The 24,261-nt window shown below is 43.2% G+C and carries 23 protein-coding genes; 17 read left to right on the top strand and 6 right to left on the bottom strand.

Going from position 1 to position 24,261, the window contains the following annotated elements:
• Positions 1 to 2: 2 nt before the first annotated feature.
• The 8 genes from BM232_RS07540 (at position 3) to BM232_RS07575 (ending at position 7,672) form a co-directional block, all read left to right on the top strand.
• Positions 3 to 980: a PhoH family protein gene (locus BM232_RS07540; RefSeq protein ID WP_091713052.1), complete on the top strand. Its 978-nt coding sequence runs from the start codon at positions 3 to 5 to the stop codon at positions 978 to 980.
• Positions 977 to 1,441: an rRNA maturation RNase YbeY gene (gene ybeY / locus BM232_RS07545; protein ID WP_091713054.1), complete on the top strand. Its 465-nt coding sequence runs from the start codon at positions 977 to 979 to the stop codon at positions 1,439 to 1,441. The genes BM232_RS07540 and ybeY overlap by 4 nt, the downstream gene beginning before the upstream one ends.
• Complete coding sequence (locus BM232_RS07550) at positions 1,438 to 2,304, top strand: CorC family transporter (protein ID WP_091713056.1); 867 nt, start codon at positions 1,438 to 1,440, stop codon at positions 2,302 to 2,304. The genes ybeY and BM232_RS07550 overlap by 4 nt, the downstream gene beginning before the upstream one ends.
• The gene (gene lnt, locus BM232_RS07555; protein ID WP_091713058.1) at positions 2,304 to 3,809 is read left to right on the top strand and encodes an apolipoprotein N-acyltransferase; all 1,506 of its coding nucleotides are present in this window, start codon (positions 2,304 to 2,306) and stop codon (positions 3,807 to 3,809) included. Before BM232_RS07550 ends, lnt begins: the two co-directional genes overlap by 1 nt.
• 5 nt (positions 3,810 to 3,814) lie before the next feature.
• Positions 3,815 to 5,266 carry a TrkH family potassium uptake protein gene (locus BM232_RS07560; protein WP_091713061.1) on the top strand — a complete coding sequence of 484 codons (1,452 nt, stop codon included), beginning with the start codon at positions 3,815 to 3,817 and terminating at the stop codon, positions 5,264 to 5,266.
• The gene (locus BM232_RS07565; protein WP_091713064.1) at positions 5,266 to 5,832 is read left to right on the top strand and encodes a class I SAM-dependent methyltransferase; all 567 of its coding nucleotides are present in this window, start codon (positions 5,266 to 5,268) and stop codon (positions 5,830 to 5,832) included. The genes BM232_RS07560 and BM232_RS07565 overlap by 1 nt, the downstream gene beginning before the upstream one ends.
• A gap of 122 nt (positions 5,833 to 5,954) precedes the next feature.
• Positions 5,955 to 6,155, top strand: a complete 201-nt coding sequence (gene rpmE / locus BM232_RS07570) for a 50S ribosomal protein L31 (RefSeq protein ID WP_007143969.1) — start codon at positions 5,955 to 5,957, stop codon at positions 6,153 to 6,155.
• A gap of 26 nt (positions 6,156 to 6,181) precedes the next feature.
• Positions 6,182 to 7,672 (top strand): M48 family metalloprotease, encoded by a 1,491-nt coding sequence (locus BM232_RS07575; protein WP_177207284.1) that lies wholly within the window; start codon positions 6,182 to 6,184, stop codon positions 7,670 to 7,672.
• A gap of 1 nt (position 7,673) precedes the next feature.
• Here the strand turns inward: BM232_RS07575 and BM232_RS07580 are convergent, their stop codons facing one another.
• Entirely contained in the window at positions 7,674 to 9,875 is a 2,202-nt protein-coding gene (locus BM232_RS07580) for a penicillin-binding protein 1A (protein ID WP_245752845.1), read from the bottom strand.
• A 365-nt stretch (positions 9,876 to 10,240) separates the two neighbouring features.
• Here BM232_RS07580 and BM232_RS07585 point away from each other — a divergent pair, with 365 nt between their 5' ends.
• The 8 genes from BM232_RS07585 (at position 10,241) to BM232_RS07620 (ending at position 18,402) form a co-directional block, all read left to right on the top strand.
• Complete coding sequence (locus BM232_RS07585; protein ID WP_091713069.1) at positions 10,241 to 11,299, top strand: pilus assembly protein PilM; 1,059 nt, start codon at positions 10,241 to 10,243, stop codon at positions 11,297 to 11,299.
• Positions 11,299 to 11,859 (top strand): PilN domain-containing protein, encoded by a 561-nt coding sequence (locus tag BM232_RS07590; protein ID WP_091713071.1) that lies wholly within the window; start codon positions 11,299 to 11,301, stop codon positions 11,857 to 11,859. The genes BM232_RS07585 and BM232_RS07590 overlap by 1 nt, the downstream gene beginning before the upstream one ends.
• Complete coding sequence (locus BM232_RS07595) at positions 11,859 to 12,446, top strand: type IV pilus inner membrane component PilO (RefSeq protein WP_091713073.1); 588 nt, start codon at positions 11,859 to 11,861, stop codon at positions 12,444 to 12,446. Before BM232_RS07590 ends, BM232_RS07595 begins: the two co-directional genes overlap by 1 nt.
• A 12-nt stretch (positions 12,447 to 12,458) precedes the next feature.
• Positions 12,459 to 13,010 (top strand): pilus assembly protein PilP, encoded by a 552-nt coding sequence (locus BM232_RS07600; protein ID WP_091713075.1) that lies wholly within the window; start codon positions 12,459 to 12,461, stop codon positions 13,008 to 13,010.
• 3 nt (positions 13,011 to 13,013) lie between these two features.
• The gene (locus BM232_RS07605; RefSeq protein WP_091713078.1) at positions 13,014 to 15,140 is read left to right on the top strand and encodes a type IV pilus secretin PilQ; all 2,127 of its coding nucleotides are present in this window, start codon (positions 13,014 to 13,016) and stop codon (positions 15,138 to 15,140) included.
• Between the two features lie 83 nt (positions 15,141 to 15,223).
• Entirely contained in the window at positions 15,224 to 15,775 is a 552-nt protein-coding gene (gene aroK / locus BM232_RS07610; protein WP_091713080.1) for a shikimate kinase AroK, read from the top strand.
• Positions 15,756 to 16,841, top strand: coding sequence for a 3-dehydroquinate synthase (aroB, locus tag BM232_RS07615; protein WP_091713082.1), 1,086 nt, complete (start codon positions 15,756 to 15,758; stop codon positions 16,839 to 16,841). The genes aroK and aroB overlap by 20 nt, the downstream gene beginning before the upstream one ends.
• Positions 16,842 to 16,848: 7 nt before the next feature.
• Positions 16,849 to 18,402: an SPOR domain-containing protein gene (locus BM232_RS07620; protein WP_091713084.1), complete on the top strand. Its 1,554-nt coding sequence runs from the start codon at positions 16,849 to 16,851 to the stop codon at positions 18,400 to 18,402.
• Here BM232_RS07620 and BM232_RS07625 read toward each other — a convergent pair.
• The 5 genes from BM232_RS07625 to BM232_RS07645 are packed head-to-tail and all read right to left on the bottom strand — an operon-like array spanning position 18,377 to position 23,524.
• Entirely contained in the window at positions 18,377 to 19,537 is a 1,161-nt protein-coding gene (locus BM232_RS07625) for a pyridoxal phosphate-dependent decarboxylase family protein (protein ID WP_091713086.1), read from the bottom strand. The two genes, BM232_RS07620 and BM232_RS07625, sit on opposite strands and share 26 nt — an antisense overlap.
• Positions 19,538 to 19,543: 6 nt before the next feature.
• Complete coding sequence (locus BM232_RS07630; protein ID WP_091713089.1) at positions 19,544 to 20,128, bottom strand: amino acid kinase family protein; 585 nt, start codon at positions 20,126 to 20,128, stop codon at positions 19,544 to 19,546.
• Position 20,129: 1 nt separating this feature from the next.
• Positions 20,130 to 21,515: an aminodeoxychorismate synthase component I gene (gene pabB, locus BM232_RS07635; RefSeq protein ID WP_091713092.1), complete on the bottom strand. Its 1,386-nt coding sequence runs from the start codon at positions 21,513 to 21,515 to the stop codon at positions 20,130 to 20,132.
• A gap of 9 nt (positions 21,516 to 21,524) precedes the next feature.
• Positions 21,525 to 22,571, bottom strand: a complete 1,047-nt coding sequence (locus tag BM232_RS07640) for a hydantoinase/oxoprolinase family protein (protein ID WP_091713095.1) — start codon at positions 22,569 to 22,571, stop codon at positions 21,525 to 21,527.
• Positions 22,568 to 23,524, bottom strand: coding sequence for an ATP-grasp domain-containing protein (locus BM232_RS07645; RefSeq protein WP_091713097.1), 957 nt, complete (start codon positions 23,522 to 23,524; stop codon positions 22,568 to 22,570). Before BM232_RS07645 ends, BM232_RS07640 begins: the two co-directional genes overlap by 4 nt.
• A 22-nt stretch (positions 23,525 to 23,546) precedes the next feature.
• Between BM232_RS07645 and BM232_RS07650 the strand changes: the two genes are divergently transcribed.
• Positions 23,547 to 24,257, top strand: a complete 711-nt coding sequence (locus BM232_RS07650) for a HisA/HisF-related TIM barrel protein (RefSeq protein ID WP_177207285.1) — start codon at positions 23,547 to 23,549, stop codon at positions 24,255 to 24,257.
• Positions 24,258 to 24,261 lie beyond the last annotated feature (4 nt).

Here is a 24,261-nt window from a genome sequence, read left to right on the forward strand (position 1 = left end):
TAGTGACTCAAACTTCTCAAGCGCTCGATAGCATTAACTTCGAGCTAAGCCCAGCCGATAATCCTCGTCTTGCTAATCTATGTGGTCATATGGATGAACACCTTCGTATGATGGAACGTGGCTTTGGTGTGGAAATCAATAACCGAGGTGTTAATTTCCAGATTATCGGTCCGGCAGACACACTGACTTTAATTCAGGAAGTCATTCATGACTTGTATGCTGAGACAGCACAAACGGTATTAGCGCCTGAACAGATTCATATGGCCATCCGCAAAAGTGGTGGTGAAGCTGTGTCAGCGGCGGCAGAGCCAGATAAAGAAGTGGTGATTAAAACCAAGCGTGGTTTGATTAAAGCCCGTGGTGAAAATCAGCAAGCGTATTTACGCCGGGTAATGACCCACGATATTAACTTTGGTGTGGGGCCTGCTGGTACCGGTAAAACCTATCTTGCTGTGGCTTGCGCCGTGGAAGCTTTGGAGCGTGATTTTTGCCGTCGAATTGTACTGGTCAGACCCGCAGTAGAAGCTGGCGAGCGCCTTGGTTTCTTGCCAGGTGATTTAGCGCAGAAAGTCGATCCTTATCTTAGACCACTGTTTGATGCTTTATATGAAATGCTGGGTTTTGAGCGGGTTGCTAAATTAATGGAACGTAATGTCATTGAAGTAGCGCCACTTGCTTATATGCGTGGTAGAACGCTAAATGAATCATTCATTATTCTTGATGAAGCGCAAAATACCACTGTCGAACAAATGAAGATGTTCCTCACCCGTATGGGCTATAACTCCACCGCAGTTATTACCGGTGATATCACCCAGGTGGATCTGCCCGGATCAACACGTTCTGGCTTGCGTCACGCCATTGAAGTGTTGAAGGATGTGGATGGCATCGGCTTTACTTTCTTCCAGGCAAAAGATGTTGTTCGACATTCGCTGGTACAAAAAGTCATCTTGGCATACGATAAGGCTGACCGAAAAGCATGAGCGTGATAGTGGATTTTCAGTGTGCTTATGACGGTGATATACCGGATGAGGCACTGTTTACTCAGTGGGCTGAAGCTGCACTATTTGAAGTCAATGAAGACTGTGAGCTCAGTATTCGTTTAGTCGATGAATCAGAAAGTGCTGAACTCAATGGTCAGTACCGTGGCAAAAATAAGCCAACCAACGTCTTGTCTTTTCCTTTTGATGCACCCATTAAGTTAGAGCCACGTTTATTGGGCGACTTAGTGATTTGCGTTCCTGTGGTAAGAAAAGAAGCACAAGAGCAAGGTAAGGCTGAGCTACATCATTGGGCACATATGGTGATTCATGGCTGTTTACATTTACTAGGTTATGATCATATTGAATCGGATGAAGCGGAACAGATGGAAACGTTGGAAATAAATATTCTGCATCAATTAGATATAGCTAATCCCTATGAATGGCAGGGAGTGGAATCATGAGTGAAGGACGACCGAGTCGCTTAGCAAATCAATCCTGGGTACGAAAACTGAGTAATTTGTTTTTGGAACCTCAGGATCAGGAACAACTGATCGAATTAATTCGTTCAGCTTCTGAGCGTCATATTCTGGATTCAGAGGCACTTTCCATTGTTGAAGGTGCGTTGAGTGTGTCACAAATGCAAGCCCGCGATATTATGATTCCACGCTCGCAAGTGGTCATGGTGTCACGTGATGCTGCCCCTGAAGAAACCTTAAAGCTGGTCACTGAAACGGCCCATTCTCGCTTTCCGGTGATGGATGATGACCGGGATGATGTGATCGGTATCCTGCTTGCCAAAGACTTACTAACCGCTGTTGTAAATAGTGGTGACTTTAATTTTGACCTGCGTGAAATATTACGCCCAGCCGTGTTCATCCCTGAAAGCAAACGTTTGAATGTGTTGTTACGCGAATTTCGTGCCCGTCGTAATCATATGGCCATCGTGGTGGATGAATATGGTGGTGTTGCCGGTATTGTGACCATTGAGAATGTATTGGAACAAATCGTCGGTGAAATTGAAGATGAGCATGATATTGACGATGATGCACCGATTCTGCAAAGAAATGAAAATACATACACCATCAAAGCCTTAACCATGGTTGAAGACTTCAATGAGTTTTTTGAAACGGATTGGAGTGATGAGGATTTTGATACCGTCGGTGGCTATGTGGTCAATCAGTTTGGTCATTTGCCTGAGCGTGGTGAGGAAATTACGATTGATCGTTTCCAGTTCACTATTCTACGTGCGGACAATCGTCGTTTATATCTGATGAAAATGGTGATTTTACCACCTGAAGAAGAGCCAGAAGCTGATACCGAATAATGCAAAAAAGTAATGGGCTGACAATGCAGGGCTGGAAAGGACATATCGTTGCATTATTTGGCGGAGCACTGTTACCGCTGGCATTTTCACCTTTTAATTTTTACCCGATTGCTGTTATCAGCCTGATTCTGCTCTTTGCCAGTTGGAATAACACCACACCAAATCAAGCCGCTTGGCGCGGATGGTTATTTGGACTCGGCATGTTTGGTGTTGGCGTGTCCTGGGTCTATGTAGCGATTCATGTCTTTGGGCATTCTGGCTGGTTCCTGGCGGGCATGCTGACCTTTTTGTTTGTCGCCATCCTGGCTTCCTACCTGGCCTTATTTGGCTGGCTGGTCAAGAAATTCTCTTCCTACACGTTTACCTTATTTGATATCGCACTGTTACTACCCATTGCCTGGTTTGGCTTTGAATTATTCAAAGCCTGGTTTTTGAGTGGGTTTCCCTGGTTAGAACTGGGCGTGAGCCAGATCGAAGGTCCGTTAGCTGGTTGGGTGCCAGTGGTGGGGGTGAATGCTGTCTCTTTCCTGGTCGCTCTGACAGCAAGCTGTTTGTTTATTTTGTTTAAATACAAAAAACCGTTATTCATACTTCCTGTTATGGTCATCTGGGTTGGGGGACAAGGACTGCAATCTGTCGACTGGACTCAGACGGAAGGCGAAGCAATTAAAACCACCATTGTGCAGGGAAATGTACCACAGGATGTGAAGTGGAGTTCTGAACAGCTAGTCAGCACGCTGAGGTTATATCAAACATTAACTGAGCAGCATTGGGATAGTCAGTTGGTCGTTTGGCCTGAGAATGCAATTCCTGCTTTTTATCATCAGTTAAAAGACTTTTATATTGATCCATTAATAAAAGAAGCCCAACAACATGGTACGGATATTTTGTTGGGGTTGCCGGTAGAAGATAAAAATGGCCAAGACTATTACAACAGTATGATGGTCGCCGGCGCTGATGCCGGTTTTTATCATAAACGTCATTTGGTGCCATTTGGTGACTATGTACCTTTTGCCTGGCTGAGGGGGCTGATTGCTTTTTTTGACTTGCCCATGTCAGGGTTTATTCCGGGGCCAGAGAAACAAAGTCTGTTGACAGCCTCGGGACAACAAGTCGGTATTTCTATTTGTTACGAAGATGTGTTTTCACTTGAGGTGCTAGATGCTTTGCCTCAAGCCTCTATCCTGGTTAACGCTACCAATAACGCCTGGTATGGGGATTCATTTGCGCCGCACCAACATTTACAAATTTCACGAAGCCGGGCTCTCGAAACAGAGAGGCCTCTAGTCAGGGCTACAACCAATGGTATTTCAGCATTTGTAGATTATAAAGGGCGTATTCAGTCACAAACGCCTCAGTTCGAGCAAGCCACTCTAACGGCCGAAGTTCAACCCAGGCAAGGTACAACACCGTATGTGATGGCTAAACGCTGGCCGGTGTTTATTCTTATATTACTTATGTTGGGGGCGTGGTTTTATTTCCGTCGACATACGGATTTAAGCTAAACATCATGCAATTACTAACGATTCAACGCATTCTGGGGATTTTACTGACGCTGTTCAGCATTACCATGCTGCCACCTGTTTTAGTGTCATGGTATTACAAAGATGGGGCGAGCAGTGCGTTTTTAATGGCATTCGTCTTACTGGTCATCATTGGTTTATTGTTTTGGTTGCCTGTCAGACATCACCGTAAAGAGTTAAAAATACGCGATGGTTTCATCGTGGTAGTGATGTTCTGGATTGCGTTGGGTTTATCGGGGGCATTACCTTTCTTTTTGACTGAAGTCCCCAAAATGTCCTTCACCGATGCTGTATTTGAATCAATGTCGGGATTAACGACAACAGGGGCAACCGTTCTCACAGGCTTAGATACGCTGCCTAAAGCGGTATTGTTTTATCGCCAGTTTTTGCAATGGTTAGGCGGTATGGGGATTGTCGTATTAGCTGTAGCCATCCTGCCATTACTGGGAGTGGGGGGCATGCAGCTCTATCGTGCAGAAACGCCAGGACCGATGAAAGATGCCAAGCTGACCCCTCGCATTACCGAAACAGCCAAAGCGCTCTGGTATATTTATTTATCATTAACGGTGGCTTGTGCTATCGCTTTTCGCGTTGCGGGCATGACCTGGTTTGATGCCATTTGTCATAGTTTCTCAACGGTGGCCATTGGTGGTTTCTCTACACACGATGCCAGCATTGGTTTTTTCGACAGTGCCACCATAGAAATGATCACCGTAGTCTTCATGCTGATATCCGGGATGAACTTCTCATTACATTTTCTTGCCTGGCGTCACCGCAGTATTAAACATTACTGGAAAGACTCTGAATTACGTACCTATCTAGCCATTCTCGGTGTTATATCGGTAGTGACTTCAAGTTATCTGTATTTCAGTGGTACCTTCGATAATGTATGGACCGCTGTGCATCAAGGAATTTTCCAGACAGTGTCGATTGGTACAACTGCTGGCTACACCACCACAGACTATTACCTCTGGCCAGGTTTCTTACCTATCTTATTATTGATGGTAAGTTATATCGGTGGCTGTGCTTTCTCGACAGGTGGCGGAATTAAAGTTATTCGTATCATGCTGTTGTTTAAACAGGGCTATCGTGAAGTGCTACGTCTGATTCATCCTAATGCAGTCTTTGCCATTAAAGTGAATGGTAAGGCTTTGCCTGCGAAGGTCGTTGGTGCGGTCTGGGGCTTTTTTGCCATGTATGTTTTCTGTTTCAGCATCATGCACTTATTTTTGATGTCGACCGGTCTTGATGTGGTGACTTCATTCTCGGCAGTAACGGCGTGCTTGAATAATTTAGGACCTGGTCTGGGCGAAGTCGGGGCTAATTTCGGCGATATTAATTCCCCATCGAAATGGGTGTTAGCGATGGCTATGCTATTGGGACGCTTAGAAATATTTACCTTACTGGTGTTGTTGACGCCGGCTTTTTGGCGCCGTTAATGATGGATGCTCAACAAAAGTGGGATGCGATTTACACGAAGCGCCATGACGAGGTGCCCACTGTTTCATTAGTGTTAGAGCAAAACCAGCATTTATTACCTAAGACTGGCTTGGCATTAGATCTGGCTTGTGGTCTTGGTGGTAATAGTCTTTTTCTGGCTGATAAAGGATTAAATGTCGAGAGTTGGGATATTTCATCGGTCGCTATTAGCCAATTAGATAAAAAAGCGCTTGTTAATATTCGGACACAACAGCGTGATGTCATCGCTAATCCACCTGAAGCTCACACTTATGATGTTATTGTCGTCTCGCACTTTTTAGTACGAGATATGGCTGATGTGATTACAGAAGCATTAAAGCCTGGAGGTGTATTGTTTTACCAGACTTTTTGTCGGAATAAAGTTCATGAGATTGGGCCAAGCAATCCTGATTTTTTATTAGATGATAATGAGTTGCTGCGTATGTTTAGCTGTCTTAAGGTTCGGGTTTACCGTGAAGAATCAGTCTTGGGGCAGCTTGAGTCCGGTTGGCGAAATCAAGCCATGCTGGTGGCTGAGAAAGTCTAAGGCGTTTTTGTTTGAAATAAACTTGCTTGATTCAATGTTGATCTATAAAATAACGCGGTTCTAAAGCTCGTAACCTTATGGTTACAGCAAGATTTTTGCAAACACACATAACGAGTACAGATATGAAAGCGGATATCCATCCAGATTACACCGAGATCAATGTTACCTGTAGCTGCGGTAACACCTTTAAAACTCGCTCTACACGCACTTCAGACTTGACTCTGGATGTGTGTTCAGAATGCCACCCGTTCTACACTGGCAAACAAAAAATGTTAGACACAGCGGGTCGTGTTGATAAATTCCGTCAGAAATACGGTAAATAAGCTGTCGAAAAAAAATGGTTTGAACTATGATTGACGTGTTAGTACAAGGTAGTACAAGTCACGACAGAATACGAAGCCTCTGCTTAATCGCAGGGGCTTTGTTGTTTCTGGGGCTTGGTGGATGTGCAACGAACCCGGTAACCGGTGATCAAAACTTCGTTATGTTTGGTGAAGATACCGAGCTGGAGATGGGGAGAACTAATCACCCCAAAATCATTTCAGAATATGGTCGCTATAATGATGAACAGCTACAACGTTATGTGCAGTCAGTAGGCGAAAAACTGGCATCAGTCAGTCATCGTAAAGACTTAGTGTATCGGTTTACGGTATTGGACTCTCCAGTCATCAATGCCTTCGCTTTGCCCGGTGGTTATGTTTATATCACCCGTGGTCTGATGGCTTATTTGAACTCTGAAGCTGAACTTGCCGCGGTATTAGGGCATGAAATTGGTCATGTCACTGCCAGACACGGTGTCAGACAACAAAGTGCTGCTCAAGCTGCCAATATTGGTTATACCCTAGGTTCAATATTAATACCTGAGTTACGTAATGCGGGATCTCAGAATATCTTCAATATGCTTGGTGGGGCGTTATTGAGTGGCTATGGTCGTGAACATGAGCTTGAGTCGGATCGTTTAGGTGCCGAGTATTTAGCCAGAGCAGGTTATGATCCTCATGCCATGATTGATGTCATCACTGTGCTGAAAAATCAGGAAATTTTTGCCGCAGCTGAAGCGAAGAAACAAGGTCGTGACTATCAGGGCTACCATGGTTTATTTGCCAGTCATCCTGATAACGATACACGCCTGCAAGGTGTTGTTACGGCTGCTGATAAATATAAAGTGACGGACGGCAAAATTGATAGAACGGCATATTTGGACCATATCGCCGGCATGACCTTTGGTGATAGTGAAGAACAAGGTATTCGATCCGGTAATCATTTTTATCACCTTGCCATGGGGTTTGCTGTTGATTTTCCTGAAAAATGGCAGATTAACAATAATCCAGATAGTCTGCAGGCTGTAGCTCCTGATGGCAAAGCGGTTGTCGAAATGGGGGCTGCTGATCTGAATCGTAAGTTAACGCCGGAACAGTTTATCAAGCAGCGTTTGAAAATCACCACAATTCGCTCTGGCCAAAGCTTTAAAAGTCATGGACTGGATGGCTATACTGGTATCGCGCTTAGTCAGGATAAAACTGTCAGGATTGCTGTTGTCTACTTAAAAGATAAAGCCTATATCTTCTTTGGCGGCGCTGAGACCAACGCATTATTTAGCCAGTATGATCAGGCTTTTCTCAATACGATAAAAAGTTTGCATAGCTTACGAGAAGATGAAATAAAACTGGCTCAAGAGTTAAAAATTCAAATTCTCAGAGTGGGTAAAAACGATAATTATGCTTCATGGGCGAAGCAAAGCAGAATTAGTAATAGTCCGATTGAGCAATTACGATTACTCAATGGCGACTACCCGAACGGTGAATTAAAGCCCGGGCAGCTCGCCAAACAGGTTCGCTAAATCAGAATAAATCAATGACTGGTGATGTGCCGCTATCACCTTGCCCAGATAGCGGTGCCATCTGTTTTGGTACATATTCTTCTCTGAAGGTTTCGGATATGGCATCTGTGGCTTCAGGTCTGGCCAGTAATCCTGTCGCAGGATCGATTCTGACTGTTACCATGCCAACAGGCGGCTGCAGTGGTGCTTCAGGCATGCCTTCCAGTGCAACCTTCATAAAGTCTATCCACATTGGCAAAGCCGCACGGCCTCCCGTTTCATAACGGCCTAATGAGTGTGGATTATCAAATCCAACCCAGGCGATAGCCACTAACTCCGGATGAAAACCATTAAACCAGGCATCAACCTGATCATTGGTTGTCCCTGTTTTCCCTGCTAAATCATCACGACCAAGACTCATGGCTTTACGACCAGTGCCATGTTTAACAACATCACGTAACAGGCTATTCATGATGTAGTTATTTTGTGGTGTCATGATACGTTTAGCTACATGGAAATCACTGTCATCAAGATGCGATTCATCCATCAGACAGGTTTCACAAACGGTATCAGGGCTTGCCTGCATCACGATTTTCCCTGAAGGATCTTCTACCCGCTGAATGATGTAAGGTTCCACTTTATAACCACCATTAGCCAGCGATGAATAGGCGCGTGCCATATCCCATGGGGCAGCGCTACCACTACCTAAAGCTAATGAGAGATTTTTGTGCATCATTCCAGGTTTAAATCCAAAACGCTCTGCATATTCAACGGCATAATCAGCACCAATATCACGCAGAAGTCGGATTGATACCAAATTACGGGAATGAATGAGAGCTTCGCGTAAACGTGTCGGGCCAAAGAACTTACCGCTGTAATTTTGTGGACGCCAGACATTCTCTAAACCGGGATCATCAAACACAACCGGAGCATCATTAATAATCGTCGCCGCGGTGTAGCCTTTTTCCAGGGCAGCAGAATAGATAAAGGGCTTAAAGCCAGAGCCAGGTTGGCGACGTGACTGAGTTACACGGTTAAATTTGTTATTGAAGAAGTCAAAACCGCCAGTTAATGCTGTCACTGCGCCGTCATATGGTGCTACAGCCACTAATGCTCCCTGCGCTTCAGGCAATTCAGCCAGTTCCCAGTTGGGGCTGGTAAGTTGCTCTACGCGGATAATGTCACCTGCTTTAAGTACATCGGTGATTTTTTTAGGGACCGGGCCACGGCTATTAGTGCTGAGTTTTTTCTGGGCCCACTTAACGGCATTGATTGGTAAATGCGCGTAGCCCCAGTTTCTAATATAGAGCTCAGCATCGTCATCGCTTGTCTGGATAACAATAGCGGTTTTTAAAGGGCCAATATTGTCATAGTCTTTAAGGATACTATCCAGCGCTGCTCGATCAGAGACATCTTCAGGCAGGGCAATATTGGTAATTGGACCACGATAGCCATGTCTGCGATCGTAATCTAATAAAGCAGACTGTAATGCTTTATTAGCTGTTTGTTGATGCTTTGCCCGAATTGTTGTGTAGACGTTAAAGCCATTGGTGTAAGCCTCTTCACCAAACTTATTAATTAATTCTGTTCGTACCATTTCAGACACGTATGGTGCGTATACTTTGATTTCCGGGCCATGGTAACTGGCTGTAACCGGCGCTTTTATAGCCTCATCGTAGTCTGCTTTTGTGATAAACCCGACTTCACACATACGGCGTAAAACATAGTTACGTCTGACTGTCGCGCGTTCAGGATTGGCTATAGGGTTATAAGCGGACGGGGCTTTTGGTAAGCCTGCAATCATCGCCATCTCTGAGAGTGATAACTGATCCAGTGGTTTACCGTAATAGACGTTAGCTGCTGCGCCCACGCCATAAGCACGGTTACCTAAATATATTTTATTTAAGTAAAGCGATAAGATTTCTTCTTTTGATAAAACCTTCTCAATTTCAAGGGCGAGAATAATTTCATTCAATTTTCTTAAATAGGTTTTTTCATTAGACAAGAAGAAATTGCGCGCAACTTGCATGGTAATGGTACTACCACCCTGTGATTTTTCACCTGTAGTCACAAGAGAGTAGACGGCACGAATAATGCCCTGATAATCCACGCCCGGGTGCTGGTAGAAACGATCATCCTCTGCAGCCAGAAAGGCATCTACCAATGGTTTGGGGATGTCGTTATATTCCACTGGAATACGTCTTTTCTCACCAAACTCAGCCATTAATAGACCTTCAGAGCTGAAAATCCGCAAGGGTATTTGCAGCTGGGTTTCTTTTAGGGTGTTAGTGTCAGGCAGTTTGGGAGCAAGAAAAAAATAAACCACGCCGGCGGCGATAAGGGTCAACAACGCTAAAATTAAAATAAGCTTTGTGGTCAAGCGAATAAATCGATACATGTAGACTTGGCTGCTATGTAATAAATGATGTGAAAGTATATATTGAGTCACAAATAATAACAGTGAGAGGGTTCAAATCACTAGTTTTATTGATATATTTAGGTTGACAAGCTCAATATTCTTAATAAACTACTTTAAGTAATAGTGCTAAGTGGGCTTATTCAATGAATCAACGGGAATTGAGGCGATAAATGTTCGGACGGAAAAAATCCCCTTTGCTAGGTATAGATATCAGTTCTTCGGTAGTAAAGGTATTAGAACTGAGTAAAAAAGGTGAGAAATATACGGTCGAGTCATATTCCGTCGAGCCTTTACCTGTAAACGCTGTCATTGAAAGCCGCATTGAAAATAGAGATGAAGTGGCTGGTGCAATAAGACGCGCAGTCAAACGTTCAGGCACAAAAGCCAAAGAAGCTGCTGTCGCGGTTTCTGCAAGTTCTGCCATCAGTAAAATTGTTTCCTTTCCTGCTTCTTTATCAGAGCGTGAGCTTGAAGAGAATGTATTAATGGAAGCGGAAAACTATATCCCATACCCACTCGATGAAGTACGGCTGGATTTTGAAATATTAGGTTCATCAGCCGCGGATGTTGAGGCTGTTGATGTTCTGCTGGCAGCCTCACGTCGTGAAAATGTAGATGTGCGTACTGAAGTAGTCGAGAAAGCTGGATTAAAACCGCGGCTGGTGGATGTCGAAGCCTACACTATGGAAAATGCCTTTGAATTAATCGCCAGGCAATTACCACATCACGGCCAGGGATTAACCGTTGCCGTTGCCGATGTCGGTGCAACGCTGACAACCTTACATGTACTGGTTGATGGCAAAATCGTGTTTACCCGAGAACAAACGTTTGGTGGCAGGATGTTAACCGAAGATATCGAACGCCACTATGGCATGTCATATCAGGAGGCAGGACGAGCTAAGAAAGATGGCAGCTTACCAGATGATTATGGCCCGAAAGTGCTCGAACCCTTTAAACGCTCAATGGCAATGACAGTCACAAGAGCATTACAGTTTTTCTTTTCCGCGTCGACACAATATCAGTCTATCGACCATATTATTCTGGCCGGGGGATGTGCTTCTATTGAAGGTATCGATACGATGATAGAAGAAGAAACCGGTACATCGACATCGATTGCTAACCCTTTTGCTGAAATGATTCTTGGATCTCGAGTGAAAATACAGGCATTAAGTAATGATGCTCCTTCAATGATGATTGCTTGCGGCTTGGCAATGAGGAGTTTTGACTGATGGCACATATCAATCTACTGCCATGGCGTGAAGAACGAAGAGAAGAACGGCAGAAACAGTTTTATTTAGCAATGGGCGCAACATTTTTGTTTGCTGCCCTTATTTTTTATCTTGTAATGGGTTATGCCAATAGCTTGATTAGTGATCAAAATCAGCGCAATACCTTATTACAGACTGAAATCACTAAATTAGATGTCAAAATTAAAGAAATTCAAGACCTCGAAACACAAAAGAAACGCCTCCTAGCAAGAATGCAAGTTATTCAGGATTTACAGGAAAGTCGTCCTAAAGTAGTGAAAGTATTTGACTCTATAGCACGGATAGTCCCTGAAGGAATTCATTTAGAAAAAGTGGTACGTACAGGTAATACCATTACCTTCAGTGGAACGGCAGAATCCAATGCCAGAGTATCTGTCTTTATGCGCCAACTAGATGAAAATCCTGAATATGGCGAGTCACGCTTACAAGTCATCAAACGTACATCGACCAGCAACAATGCGATCAGACAATTTACTGTTGAAGTAAATGAGTCTGAGCCAAGCAAAAAGGAGGATAAATAATGGATATTTCCTCTATTAATGAATTGGACTTTAATGAAAGTGGTGAATGGCCCACACCGATAAAAATTATTGCTGCTGTTTTGATTTGTATTGTGGTTTGGGCTGGTGGTTATTATTTTCTTCTTAAAGATAAGCAGGCTGAGCTGACAAAGCTGGAGCAAAAAGAAGTTGAGCTGAAGCAGGTTTTTGAAATCAAGCAAGCTAAAGCCGTCAATCTTGAAGCATACAAAGAGCAACTAGCTGAAATGCGCGTGATGTTCTCCTCTATGCTTGAGCAGTTACCTAAGAAAAGTGAAGTGCCGGATTTACTTGTCGATATCACCCGCACAGGCTTGATAAATGGTCTGGAGTTTGAGCTCTTCAAACCCGAAGGTGAAAGGCCAGTGGATTTTTATGCTGAATTGCCGATACAGATGACAGTAACAGGGACTTATCATCAGTTCGGTGAGTTTGTCAGTGGCGTGGCAGCCTTGCCCAGAATCGTGACATTGCATGACATAAGTATGGGGCCAATGAATCCAGCGACAGGCAAGATGACCATGAATATCACAGCGAAAACCTATCGTTATTTTGATGATGATAAATAGAGTGACAATGATATGAAGACAATTCACCCATCATCAAACACACTACTTAAATTGGCTTTATCGCTGATTCTTGTATGCTTACTGGCTGCATGTGATCAGGATAAAACCGATTTGAATGCGTATATTGCTCAGGTGAAAAGCCAACAGAAAGCTGATATCGAACCGATACCGGTGATGAAGCCGTATGAAAAATTCACTTATGCAGCATCCAATTTACGGGATCCATTTGTTCCAACAGTGATAGATGTTCCCTTGCCTGCCCCTGAGCCAGTTATTGATAATGGTATTCGTCCTGATGAAAATCGACGGAAAGAAGTATTAGAGTTCTTTGATTTATCTCAATTACAGTATGTCGGTACATTAGAGCAAGACCAAGTGTGGGCTTTGGTAAGAGCACCAGATGGAGTTATACACCGTGTACAGACAGGCAGCTATATGGGCCAGAATAATGGAAAAATCATGGAAATCAGTGATTCCAAATTGGTTCTCAAGGAAATCGTTCCTCAGGGCGGCGGTGGTTATATCGAACGTGAGACTTCCGTTCCGGCGGTAGAGGTAAATTAGTCAATGAAAATGATTAGAGATGAAAAAGTCATGGATATACAGCAATCATTACAAACCAAGCCGAGTTGGAGCGTTAGATTGAAACAGCATTTATTCTGGGTAACCGCTTTTCTATTGGCATCAAATACTGTCAACGCAGCAGAAATGACAGCTGTAGATTTTACTGCAATGCCTGGTGATAAAGCCAAAATACAGGTGCAGTTCTCTGGTGATTTTCCCGAACCACATAGTTTTTCGACGGATGACCCCGCCAGAATTGTCATTGATTTTGCTGGAGTGAAAAATGCTTTGCCTCAGAGAGTTAAGCAGGTAAATGTTGGAGTGACTAAAAGTATCGCGGCTGTGGAAGCAGGAGACCGCACCAGAATGGTCATTAATTTATTACAAAAAGTGCCCTACACGATAAGCCGTGATAATCATCAGATGACAGTTACCATTGATAGCGCCAATGTAGCGAAAAATAAAACAAAAACAACATCGGCAGCAAATAGTGTGACTGATATTGATTTCCGCAGAGGTGATGAGGGGCAGGCCCGTTTGATATTAAAACTCGCTAATGACAATGCCTCTATGGATGTTAAACAAGAGCGGGGAAATATTATTGTTGTTGATCTGAATAATGTCTCCTTGCCGGAAAAACTTCGCCGCCGCCTGGATGTGATGGATTTTGCCACGCCAGTACAGTTTGTAGATACCGAAAGTAAAAATGGCGGGACTGAGCTAACGCTGACAACTAAAGGCAAATATGAGCATCTTGCTTATCAATCTGAAAATACACTGGTGGTAGAGGTTAAACCAGTAGCAGAAGATGAGCAGAAAAAAGGTGGTCGTAATGAGTTTGGTTATACCGGTGAAAAACTCTCATTAAACTTCCAGAACATTGAGGTGAGAGCTGTACTTCAGCTATTAGCTGACTTTACTGGGATGAATCTGGTCACCAGTGACACAGTGACAGGCAACCTTACCCTGCGTCTGAAAAATGTCCCTTGGGATCAGGCCTTAGATATCATCTTAAAAACAAAAGGTCTTGCCATGAGACAGAATGGCAATGTGATGTTAGTGGCGCCGGCAGCAGAAATTGCGGCAAGAGAAAAACAAGAGCTGGAAGCACAAAAACAACTAGTTGAGCTTGAGCCTCTTTATACTGAAATCAAAGAAATTAAATTTGCCAAAGCAGATGAGCTGGCGACCTTATTACAAGGTGATGGTAAAAAGTCGGGTTTCTTATCGACAAGAGGTAATATTACGATCGATGCCAGAACAAACTCTTTGTTAATTCGTGATACAGCGAAGAGTCTGACCGAAATTGGGCAAGTAATTGAACAGTTGGATAAACCTGTTAGACAAGTACTGATTGAATCGCGAATCGTTATTGCCAATAATGATTTTGAAAATGAACTGGGTGTGCGTTTTGGTGCCTCTGGTCGTAGTCGCACTCTAGGAGCAGGTACTTCTGGCTCTCTTGGAGGTTTAACAGTGAGTGGGGGGGAAAGTAACCCTAATTTAGTTTCGCCAGCAACAGGTACACGAACATTGGGGCAGGATTTAAATGTTAACTTACCCGTAGATAACCCCTCAGGAACGATCGGACTAGCCTTAACAAAATTACCGTTAGGCATGATTTTAGAACTTGAATTATCAGCAATGGAAACCGAAGGTAAGGGTGAAGTAATTTCTTCCCCTAGAGTTATTACCGCCAACCAAAAAACGGCAACCATTGAACAAGGTCAGGAAATTCCATATCAAGAAGCGACTTCAAGTGGCGCGACTAATGTGTCCTTTAAAGAGGCTGTTTTGAAGCTTGAGGTGACACCACAAATTACACCTGATGATCGTATCATTATGGATCTGGATGTCAGTAAAGATGAGCCTATTCTTAATCCACAGTTTTCCGTGCCGAGCATTAATACTCGTAATGTTAAAACGCAAGTATTAGTGGATAACGGCGAAACAGTTGTACTTGGTGGTGTGTATGAACAACAAAAAACGGAAGGGGTAGAAAGGGTGCCATTTTTTGGGGATTTACCCTATGTTGGTTTTCTCTTTAAAAATACTTCCAAGACGGATAAAAAGTCTGAATTGTTAATTTTCGTCACACCAAAAATTGTAAAAGAAGGATTTCAATACTGAAATCAGTCATTTTCAGTTAAAATCAAAAAGCCGGGTCTTGTATGATCCGGCTTTTTTGTCATCAGCATTTGGATTAAACCACATTGAGTTTAGGTAATATATTTCTTGTTGGGCCGATGGGATCAGGTAAATCTACGATTGGTAGACAACTTGCTAAAGCTCTGCATAGAAAGTTTTATGATAGCGATAAAGTCATCGAAAAGCGCACAGGTGTCTCTATTTCCTGGATTTTTGAAATGGAAGGGGAGTCGGGTTTTAGAGAGCGTGAATCTAAAGCGATTGATGAACTGACAGAACTAAAAAATGTGGTAGTGGCTACAGGTGGCGGTGCTGTTTTATCCGAGCAGAATCGACAATGTTTGAAATCTCGTGGTCAGGTTATTTATTTATCTGCCTCAGCTGAACAATTATATCGGCGCACGGCCAGAGACAAAAAGCGGCCATTATTACAAAATACGGATAGACGTAAACAAATCGAAAATCTGCTCACTATCCGTGACCCACTTTATCGTGAAGTGGCTGATATTATAATAAAAACCGGTGAACAATCCGTTCAGCACACCGTAAATGAAGTTATCCGCAGACTGAAAGAATTAGACAAGAAAAGTAGAACTCATGAAAACGTTACAGGTTGAATTAGCAGAGCGAAGCTACCCGATATACATCGGTGCTGACTTATTGTCACAGAAAGAACTTCTTACAAAACATATTAAACGTCAAGAAGTGTTGATTGTGACCAATGAAACAATCGCACCTTTATATCTTGATAAAGTAAGTGCTTTATTAGCAGAGTTTAAATGTGACTCGGTGGTGCTTCCGGATGGTGAAGCGTACAAAACCCTGGAAGTCATGAATCAGATCTTTGATAAGTTACTGTCTGAGCAATTTTCCAGGCAAGTGACCTTGATTGCACTTGGTGGTGGTGTGATTGGTGATATGACAGGGTTTGCAGCAGCTTGCTATCAGCGGGGCGTACCATTTATTCAAATACCGACTACATTATTGTCACAAGTGGATTCCTCCGTGGGCGGGAAAACCGCAGTTAATCATGCTTTAGGTAAAAATATGATTGGCGCATTTTATCAGCCTCAGTGTGTGGTCGCTGATACCAATACACTCAATACACTGGATGACCGACAACTGGCATCGGGCCTGGCAGAAGTTATTAAATATGGCTTGATTAATGATCTGGCATTTTTTGAATGGCTAGAAAAAAATATCTCAGCATTAAAACAACGTGATCCTAAAGCGTTAGCCTATGCCATAGAACGCTCATGTCAGGATAAAGCTGATATTGTTGCCAAAGATGAGACAGAACAGGATGTTCGTGCCCTATTAAATTTAGGTCATACGTTTGGCCATGCCATCGAAACCGGTATGGGATATGGTACTTGGCTACATGGCGAAGCGATTGCGACTGGCATGTTAATGGCGGCGGATTTGTCTGCACGGCAAGGTTGGATGTCTGCAGAAGAGGTGACTCGAATTGCTGATTTATTTCTCGCTGCTGGACTGCCTGTAAAAAGTCCTCAGGAAATGTCTACTGAGAAATTTTTATCCCTGATGTCTGTGGATAAAAAAGTGCAAGATGGGGTTATCCGTTTAGTGCTATTAAAAGGTATCGGTAATGCCATCATCAGTGATGATTATGCGATAGAAAAACTGCATGAAACGCTGATGGCATTTCAGGAAAATCAGTAGGTGATAGATGAGTGATATTGCTGCAACGTCGCCTGAGCCTGCATATATCACCAAGCTGGCGTTGCACCGCTTACCTTTTTCCGAAGTTAAATCTGCGGAAGAATTTTTTGATGGCAGATATATTAAGCAACGTCGTTTACTTGTCCTGCATTTATTGAGGTCCACTTCCACACCGATATTATTACAAGCAGACTCTGGTTCCGGTAAAACAACGTTATTGCAGCAATTACAGCGCCAAACGACGTCTGATATACGTTTTTATAGCTGGCGTAAAAATGTTTCCACACTTGAACAATATCAGAGCATGCTAAAGGCCTTAGCGACCGAAATAGCGTCGACTAGTGATGAAACATCATTAGCGAATATATTAAAAGAGCGGTTGCTTAATCTAAAAAAACTTAATATCACACCAGTGTTGTTAGTTGATGATGTTCAGCTTTTATCTGAGCCTGAGCAGCAACTATTACAAAGCTGTCTGAGCTGGCAGAATGATGAGCAGGAACCCCTTTTGCAGGCTGTCTTGGCTATGACGGCAGAGAAGAGTTTCAATCTTGTCTCTACGCAGTGGTTGGATTTGCCACCGCTCGAGTTTATTGAGACAGAAGCGTACTTATTACATCGTTTGAAATGTGCTGGGTATCAGGGGGATAGCCCTTTTTCTCCAAAAGAGATTCAGTATTTGAGCAAGGCATCTGCCGGTAATCTTGCACGGTTAAATGCTTTGGCTCATCAACAATTATTGGGTATTAAGGCAAAAACCTGGAAGTCTACGCCTAAAATCTCCTTGGGGCAGATTAACTTGCTTCGATGGAGCGGTGGCATATCACTTGCTGTTGTTATTGTGCTTATTCTGGTTTTCCAGAACCGAATCAATGACTGGATATCAGCATCTACAGCACCACAGAACACACTGGAATTACCTGAGGATATCTCCACAGAGGATGATCAGCTGACTACAGTGGTCGTGGGCGATGAGCAGGAAAAAGAAGCCAAAATGCTTTCTGAGCGTGAAAAGCTAGAAGCTTTGCTCGCAGAAATCCCAACGCCAGAGTCAGAATCAAATCCTCAAGAGCAGCAACAGCTTATGCCTCCAGCTGATTCTGAGCAGGTAGTTGCCGAAGCGGAACCTGTGGAGAAAGTGGAAACGGAAAAGCCGGCTGTTATTAAACCAGCAAAGCAAACAGTTAAAGACGAAAGTGACGTAAGCGTTCCGAAAGAAGAGGTAAAGCCTGAACCAAGTATCTTAGACAAAGTTCACGATACTAAGTGGATTCTTTCACGTCCAGAAAAACACTACACATTCCAGTTAATGGGCTCCTGGGATGACAAAGAAGTGGATGCATTTATTGAGGAACATGCTCTGACAGGTGATGTAGCTCGTTTTACCAGCTTGCGCGATAACAATCCCTGGCATGTTTTAATTTATGGGGTTTATGCATCTAAACAAGCGGCTCTACAAGCCAGTAACCATTGGTCTGGTTCAATGAGTAAACTGCCAACCTGGTTACGCCGTTTTGATAGCGTACAGAAACAAATTAAAGAAAAGGGCGTAAAGCCTTAAGTAGTTTTTCTGCACTGGTATCCAACCCAGCAAAAATAACTCTGTGATAGCGTGTCTGGTTCAACTTAATGACAGAAACGGTACCATTATTAATTAATGGCGCTAATAGATCGTCATGGTCCGGTTTGAAACAGACAATACCCGTACCATGATTAATGACAGGCCAATTTGTGTGTTGCCGAAGTCTGCATGCAAAATATTCTGCCTGCTTCAGTCGATATGTGATTTTATCGATAAACCAGTTTTTCCCCAGTAAATTCCAGTTTAGCCACAAAGGTAGAAATAATTCTGCTCCATAAGAGCCGCTAATGGTCTTCTCAGGCGGTTCTGAGAGGTAGTTGATGTCATTTGTGTGTTCAGCTTGTGAATGGCTAAATAAAACACTACAGGGGCGTGGCTGAAATAGTGACTTATGCGGGTCAAAACTGAGGCTATCCACGTTGGGCATAAACTTTTTAAACAGACCGTTTTCATCGATGAGTAAATTAGCACCGCCCCATGCTGCATCTATATGCAACCAACTAGCATATTTTGCTGAAATAGCCATTATTTCTTCTATGGGATCAATCGCGCCAGTCGCAGAAGTACCCATATTAGCAATTATCGCTATAGGTGCATCCTGAGCACATTTCTTTTCTAATGCGGCGAGATCGATTTGTTGATCTGTATTGCAAGGAATAGCTTCAAAAGCGATGCCGAGAATGTCACAGGCTTTTATTATCGAGTAATGTGAAGCTTCACTGGCGTATACCATCTTTTTATTATGACTAGACTGATTTCTGGCCTGCCATAAAGCGTCTAAGTTTGAGTACGAGCCGCCATGCGTAAACCGTGCATGAGAAAAGCCAAACTCGTCAGCTAACGTTGCTCTAATCTCGGTTTCAGCCTGTTTCAGCTTAGGATAAAGATCTGGGGATAACAGGTTGCCATGGTGCTGTAATGCTAACTGCATACCTAATTGGCTATAAGGTGCCAATGACGGTGTCATATGAGCAGCCCAATCGTCGCGCTGATGATAACTGGCTTCATCAACTAGGTCCTGGTAGGAAATGTCTGCGGTCAGTAATTGTTGCTTATCAAAGGTATGTTCATTGTCTTCTGAATTATGAACGATATGGTGTTCAGAGTTTTTCATTGACTGTCACTGCAGGACAAGACCTTTATCAGGGAATAAGGCTTGTTGTTGAAAATGAAATAAACGTGTCATCACAGGCTGTTGATGGAATAAAGGCAGAAAGCCGCTATCCAGTACATTATGATTGATCAGGGATTTTATCTGGCTTGAGATGACTGTGCTACGTTTGATAATGCTCAGCTCGTCAGCCTGTAAGGATTGGCTTAACCACAGAGCCATACTGTCTGAGGTGATATTCCAGCTGTGTCTTAATTCAGGAACAGATAATACTTTTTTATCTGGTAACCAGATGTAGAGACCATTTTTCAGGGGGGCGGCCTGCTGATCACTAGGGTAATAAAAAGGCCGACAATTTGGGGCAAGATCTTGTATCAGTAAACCGAACTGTGACATCGCTAATATTGCCATATGATGAGCTGTTGAGTCACTAAATCGATGTAAACGCTGAGCATGTCGTACTTCATCGGCGAAAGGGCCACCGCCCGGTACAATAATGACCGTTTCGTATTCACTGGCTCTGCTTAACAATGTCAGCCACTGTTTCAGCTCTGGAGTATGAAAAAGGCTGCCGCCCAGCTTTATAACTCGCATATTATTGTAAAAATTTGACTAAATTAATCATTGCTGCCGCTTTGTCATGCACTTCCTGATATTCCTCATCTGCATCTGAGTCTGCCACAATGCCACCACCAGCCCAGAATCTTAAGCGATTATCGCTGAAGACCATAGTGCGAATAGTAATATTAGTATCCATATTACCATCAAAGCCAATATAACCAATGCTTCCGCAATAGATACCACGGCGATGCGGCTCTAGTTCTTCAATAATTTCCATTGCCCGTAATTTGGGAGCGCCAGTGATGGAGCCGCCAGGAAAGCAGGCTCTGAGTAAGGTAACAGCAGACTCTGTGTTAGCAAGCGTGCCAGTAATGGTGCTGACTAAATGATGAACCGTAGCAAAGCTTTCCAATGCAAAAGGGTGCGGAACCCGAATACTTCCAGGCTCACACACTTTACCGATATCATTTCTGAGTAAATCAACGATCATTAAGTTTTCGGCGCGGTCTTTCAGACTGGCTTGTAACGATTCAGCAAGCTGGCGGTCTTTTTCAGGATTGTTCAGATCTCGAGGTCTGGTGCCTTTAATGGGTTTCGTTTCAACTTTGTCACCATCAACGCGTAATAATCGCTCTGGTGAAGAACTCATAATGGTCACACTGCCCGTATCAAAATACGCTGAAAACGGCGCCGAGTTTTGTTTTCTCAAGGCTTGATATGCAAACCAGGGGGCGCCTTCAGCCGTGACTTCGAAACGTTTTGCCAGGTTCACCTGATAACAGTCACCTTCTGTAATATACGTTTTGATTTTCCTGAATGCTGTTTTATAGGTGGATTCATCAAAATTACTGGTGAGCGGACTGGTAATGGTAAATGCTTCCGCTGTTTGTTCTGTCTTAGGCAAATTTAATTTCTGAAGCAACTCTGGCCATATTTTATGGGTTTGTGGATCCAGACCATGACTGCTTAACCAGCAACGTTTTAACTTGTGATCCACGATGACTGCCCAATCATAGATTCCAATGGCCATATCTGGAATCTGTTCAGCATCTTTAGCGATTTCAGGTAATACTTCCAAATACCTGCCTAAGTCATAGGCAAAATAACCGATTGCGCCACCTGCAAAAGGTAAATCAGTTTTCCGCTGTTTATAGTCACTTAATATGTCATTAAGCAGTAGAAAAGGATCTGAGGTCACACATTCCTTGCTGTGATGACGGGTTATCTGTGTAGTGCCGGCCGTTGTTTCTAAGGTAATAAATGGCGCTGCTGCAAGGATGTCGTAACGTCCAATATCTGGTGACGTATTGGCACTATCTAGCATTACAGGCCAGGGATAATCACGGATTCGACTAAAAAGAGTAGCGCTGTCTTCGATATACGGCAACTCAGTAGTTAAAGAAGGGTAATCAGAATTCATCAATGTATTCTACGACAACTGATGTGCGGCAAGAAGTGCTAAAGCTGCCGCCGGGGCGAATGAAGAGGCTTCAGGATGATGTTGGCAAAATTGAGCATAATCGATATATGGACGGTTCAGCCGCGTTGTACATTTTTCAACGATAAATTTACCAACTCCTGCGCCAATAACAGGGCTGGACTGTTTCCAGTCAGGAAATCGGCTTAATACTTGATGACAACCCCTAATGATTTGTTCTAGCTGTTTTTCAGCAAACCAGGCTGCGACATTTTGCCATTGTGATTCAGAAGCATCACTGGCATCACAGCCAAGCATTCTGGCTAAACGCTGTTGGCTAAAAGCCGTATTCCATGGCTTGCCATCAGCACTTTCATCCTGAATATCTGTAAGAGTAAGTTGATTTAATAACAGCCAGATATCACCACTACTGGCAAACCATTCTGCGGCAAGTGAAATACGGTCTCCATGCAATGGCGCTTCATCAGTAATGGCCATAAGTGGTGTTCTTATGGCACCGGTATATACTAGTTCCCCTGAACGTTGTCGGCCATAATCGGTGGTAGCAGCTGGTTGGATTTTATAGTTATCAATAGCAATGATGTCGCAAGTGGTACTACCAATATCAATGAATAAACCTTGTTCAATATCTTTTGCTGCCAAAGCAACACTGGCTTGCCAGTTCATCGAGGCAACATCTTGCCATTGCAGGATAGCTTGTTTTTTATTTAGCCAACCAGATTGGCCTGCAAAAAAATGCACGTCATCAGCTTTTAGGTAAGCATCAACACAGTTAACAATGGCTTTGACACCTTCTTCTCGATTGTTAAAAGCGTCAACCAGTTCCCCCGTCATGGTGATGTAGTGTGATGTTGCTGTGTCTGGTAATTGTTTCAGTGCTGTTTGTATTGTCGCTGTTAATGCATCAATACCTTTCCATAACACACAGGGCAGTTGAAAAACGTTGAGCAATTTTCCTGTGCTGTCAGCATAAGCGACTTTAAGGTGAGCGCCACCAATATCCCAGCCACAATAAGTTATATTTGTTTTTGTTGTCATTTTGCTAGTAATGCTTGTATTTGTTCATTAAGTGTTGCGGCGGGATTTGTTTTTTCTCGCATAGCTGGTTCAGCATAGGTACTGGTCAACCGTGGATTCACCTCTATGACGTATATGGCATGGGGTGTTTTTACTATGTCGATACCAACAAATCCTTTTAGCCCTTCAATACAATGGATAACTTGATTGGCTATGCTCAGTGCCAGTTCAGGGGATAACATATCAAACCGCTTGGCTTCACAGTGACTTAAGTGTAACTGCTGCTGATGTTGTTTTATATGCTGAATATTAACTGAAAGCAGTTGAGGCTTCCCATCACTGATAAATAAACTCAGGCTGAGGTTCTCACCAGAAATATAGTTCTGGATAATAAATTTATCTTTAGGCAATGTAGACAGCCTTTGCCTTGTGCCATCACTATCGCTGCAATAAGTGTTTTCACAACCTGCACCATCAATCGGTTTTATGATCCATTGCTCATGGACGGGATGTTCTTGGGTCAACCATTCTGCGACTGTAAACGTTTCTGGTGTCGTTATACGATGCTTTTTTAAGTGTTGATAACTGAGATATTTATCACTACAAAGCAGAATCGCATCAGCGCTACAGTTAAATACGTGTTTATGTTGCTGTTCCAGTGACGATACATAATTGAACAGTATTAAATCGGTTTCTGGTGCAATGATGAGAAAGAAATCATATTGCCGTTGGCATTGTTGCCAGGTTTCAGTGAATTGAACCTGATTCTCTATAGGGTATATCGTTAAATAATCTGTCGGGAAAGTCAGGGCTGGCAGTCGTTTATCGCGCATGAACGCGATGTTATGACCATACGCCAGTAAATCACGGCAGATGCTTTCAAGCATTAACTCGCCTTCATGCATCAGACCAGCGGAAAATACCTCTTCTGATAAGGCACCACTGGTAAGATGTTCATATATAAAAATCGTCATTTACGCGGACATATTGAGAACTATGGATATTATACCTGTCATTGATATACGTGATGGTATTGTTGTGCATGCCAAAGGGGGGAACAGGGCTAATTATCAGCCTTTGACATCTATATTGACTGAATCCGTTACCTTGGAAGATGTCATTCATGATTTATTAGACTGGTATCCGTTTACCCAGCTCTATATTGCTGATCTGGATGCTATTGAACGGGGAAAGCATGAGCCACAACGATATAAAAAGATCCTAGAAAAATTTCCTCGGCTGACTATCTGGTTGGATGCTGGTATTGCGGAAATGGCCGAGTATTTGAGTTATTCCCTATCACCACAATTGTGTCTTGTTCTTGGCAGTGAAACTCTGAAGGATATTCATTTGTTGACAGAGAAAACGATCCGACAACAGTGCGTTTTGTCACTGGATAAAAAGTCAGGACAGGTTCTTGGTCATAAGGCTATTTGTGAATCAGAATACTGGACAGATAGATGCATCGCGATGAGTCTAGATAATGTCGGGGCGAATCAAGGGCCAGATTTTGAGTGGCTTAAGTCATTAATTCAAAATAATAAAAAAGTGAATTGGTATGCTGCAGGTGGTGTACGAGGTGAAGATGATTTGGAGCAGCTAATAGAAATGGGTGTCGCAGGCACACTTATTGCCAGTGCATTGCACACTGGTAAAATTAGCAAATCAGCGATCAAGACATTAAGCAGGGACATCACTCTTCCGTAGAAGA

Origin of the sequence: Methylophaga sulfidovorans, assembly GCF_900114205.1 — a bacterium.
Lineage (GTDB): Bacteria > Pseudomonadota > Gammaproteobacteria > Nitrosococcales > Methylophagaceae > Methylophaga > Methylophaga sulfidovorans.

Coding starts and splice junctions, on each gene's coding strand:
- ybeY (WP_091713054.1), top strand. CDS start 977: ATGAGCGTGATAGTGGATTTTCAGTGTGCTTATGACGGTGATATACCG.
- BM232_RS07550 (WP_091713056.1), top strand. CDS start 1,438: ATGAGTGAAGGACGACCGAGTCGCTTAGCAAATCAATCCTGGGTACGA.
- lnt (WP_091713058.1), top strand. CDS start 2,304: ATGCAAAAAAGTAATGGGCTGACAATGCAGGGCTGGAAAGGACATATC.
- BM232_RS07560 (WP_091713061.1), top strand. CDS start 3,815: ATGCAATTACTAACGATTCAACGCATTCTGGGGATTTTACTGACGCTG.
- BM232_RS07565 (WP_091713064.1), top strand. CDS start 5,266: ATGATGGATGCTCAACAAAAGTGGGATGCGATTTACACGAAGCGCCAT.
- rpmE (WP_007143969.1), top strand. CDS start 5,955: ATGAAAGCGGATATCCATCCAGATTACACCGAGATCAATGTTACCTGT.
- BM232_RS07575 (WP_177207284.1), top strand. CDS start 6,182: ATGATTGACGTGTTAGTACAAGGTAGTACAAGTCACGACAGAATACGA.
- BM232_RS07580 (WP_245752845.1), bottom strand. CDS start 9,875: ATGGCTGAGTTTGGTGAGAAAAGACGTATTCCAGTGGAATATAACGAC.
- BM232_RS07585 (WP_091713069.1), top strand. CDS start 10,241: ATGTTCGGACGGAAAAAATCCCCTTTGCTAGGTATAGATATCAGTTCT.
- BM232_RS07590 (WP_091713071.1), top strand. CDS start 11,299: ATGGCACATATCAATCTACTGCCATGGCGTGAAGAACGAAGAGAAGAA.
- BM232_RS07595 (WP_091713073.1), top strand. CDS start 11,859: ATGGATATTTCCTCTATTAATGAATTGGACTTTAATGAAAGTGGTGAA.
- BM232_RS07600 (WP_091713075.1), top strand. CDS start 12,459: ATGAAGACAATTCACCCATCATCAAACACACTACTTAAATTGGCTTTA.
- BM232_RS07605 (WP_091713078.1), top strand. CDS start 13,014: ATGAAAATGATTAGAGATGAAAAAGTCATGGATATACAGCAATCATTA.
- aroB (WP_091713082.1), top strand. CDS start 15,756: ATGAAAACGTTACAGGTTGAATTAGCAGAGCGAAGCTACCCGATATAC.
- BM232_RS07620 (WP_091713084.1), top strand. CDS start 16,849: ATGAGTGATATTGCTGCAACGTCGCCTGAGCCTGCATATATCACCAAG.
- BM232_RS07625 (WP_091713086.1), bottom strand. CDS start 19,537: ATGAAAAACTCTGAACACCATATCGTTCATAATTCAGAAGACAATGAA.
- BM232_RS07630 (WP_091713089.1), bottom strand. CDS start 20,128: ATGCGAGTTATAAAGCTGGGCGGCAGCCTTTTTCATACTCCAGAGCTG.
- pabB (WP_091713092.1), bottom strand. CDS start 21,515: ATGAATTCTGATTACCCTTCTTTAACTACTGAGTTGCCGTATATCGAA.
- BM232_RS07640 (WP_091713095.1), bottom strand. CDS start 22,571: ATGACAACAAAAACAAATATAACTTATTGTGGCTGGGATATTGGTGGC.
- BM232_RS07645 (WP_091713097.1), bottom strand. CDS start 23,524: ATGACGATTTTTATATATGAACATCTTACCAGTGGTGCCTTATCAGAA.
- BM232_RS07650 (WP_177207285.1), top strand. CDS start 23,547: ATGGATATTATACCTGTCATTGATATACGTGATGGTATTGTTGTGCAT.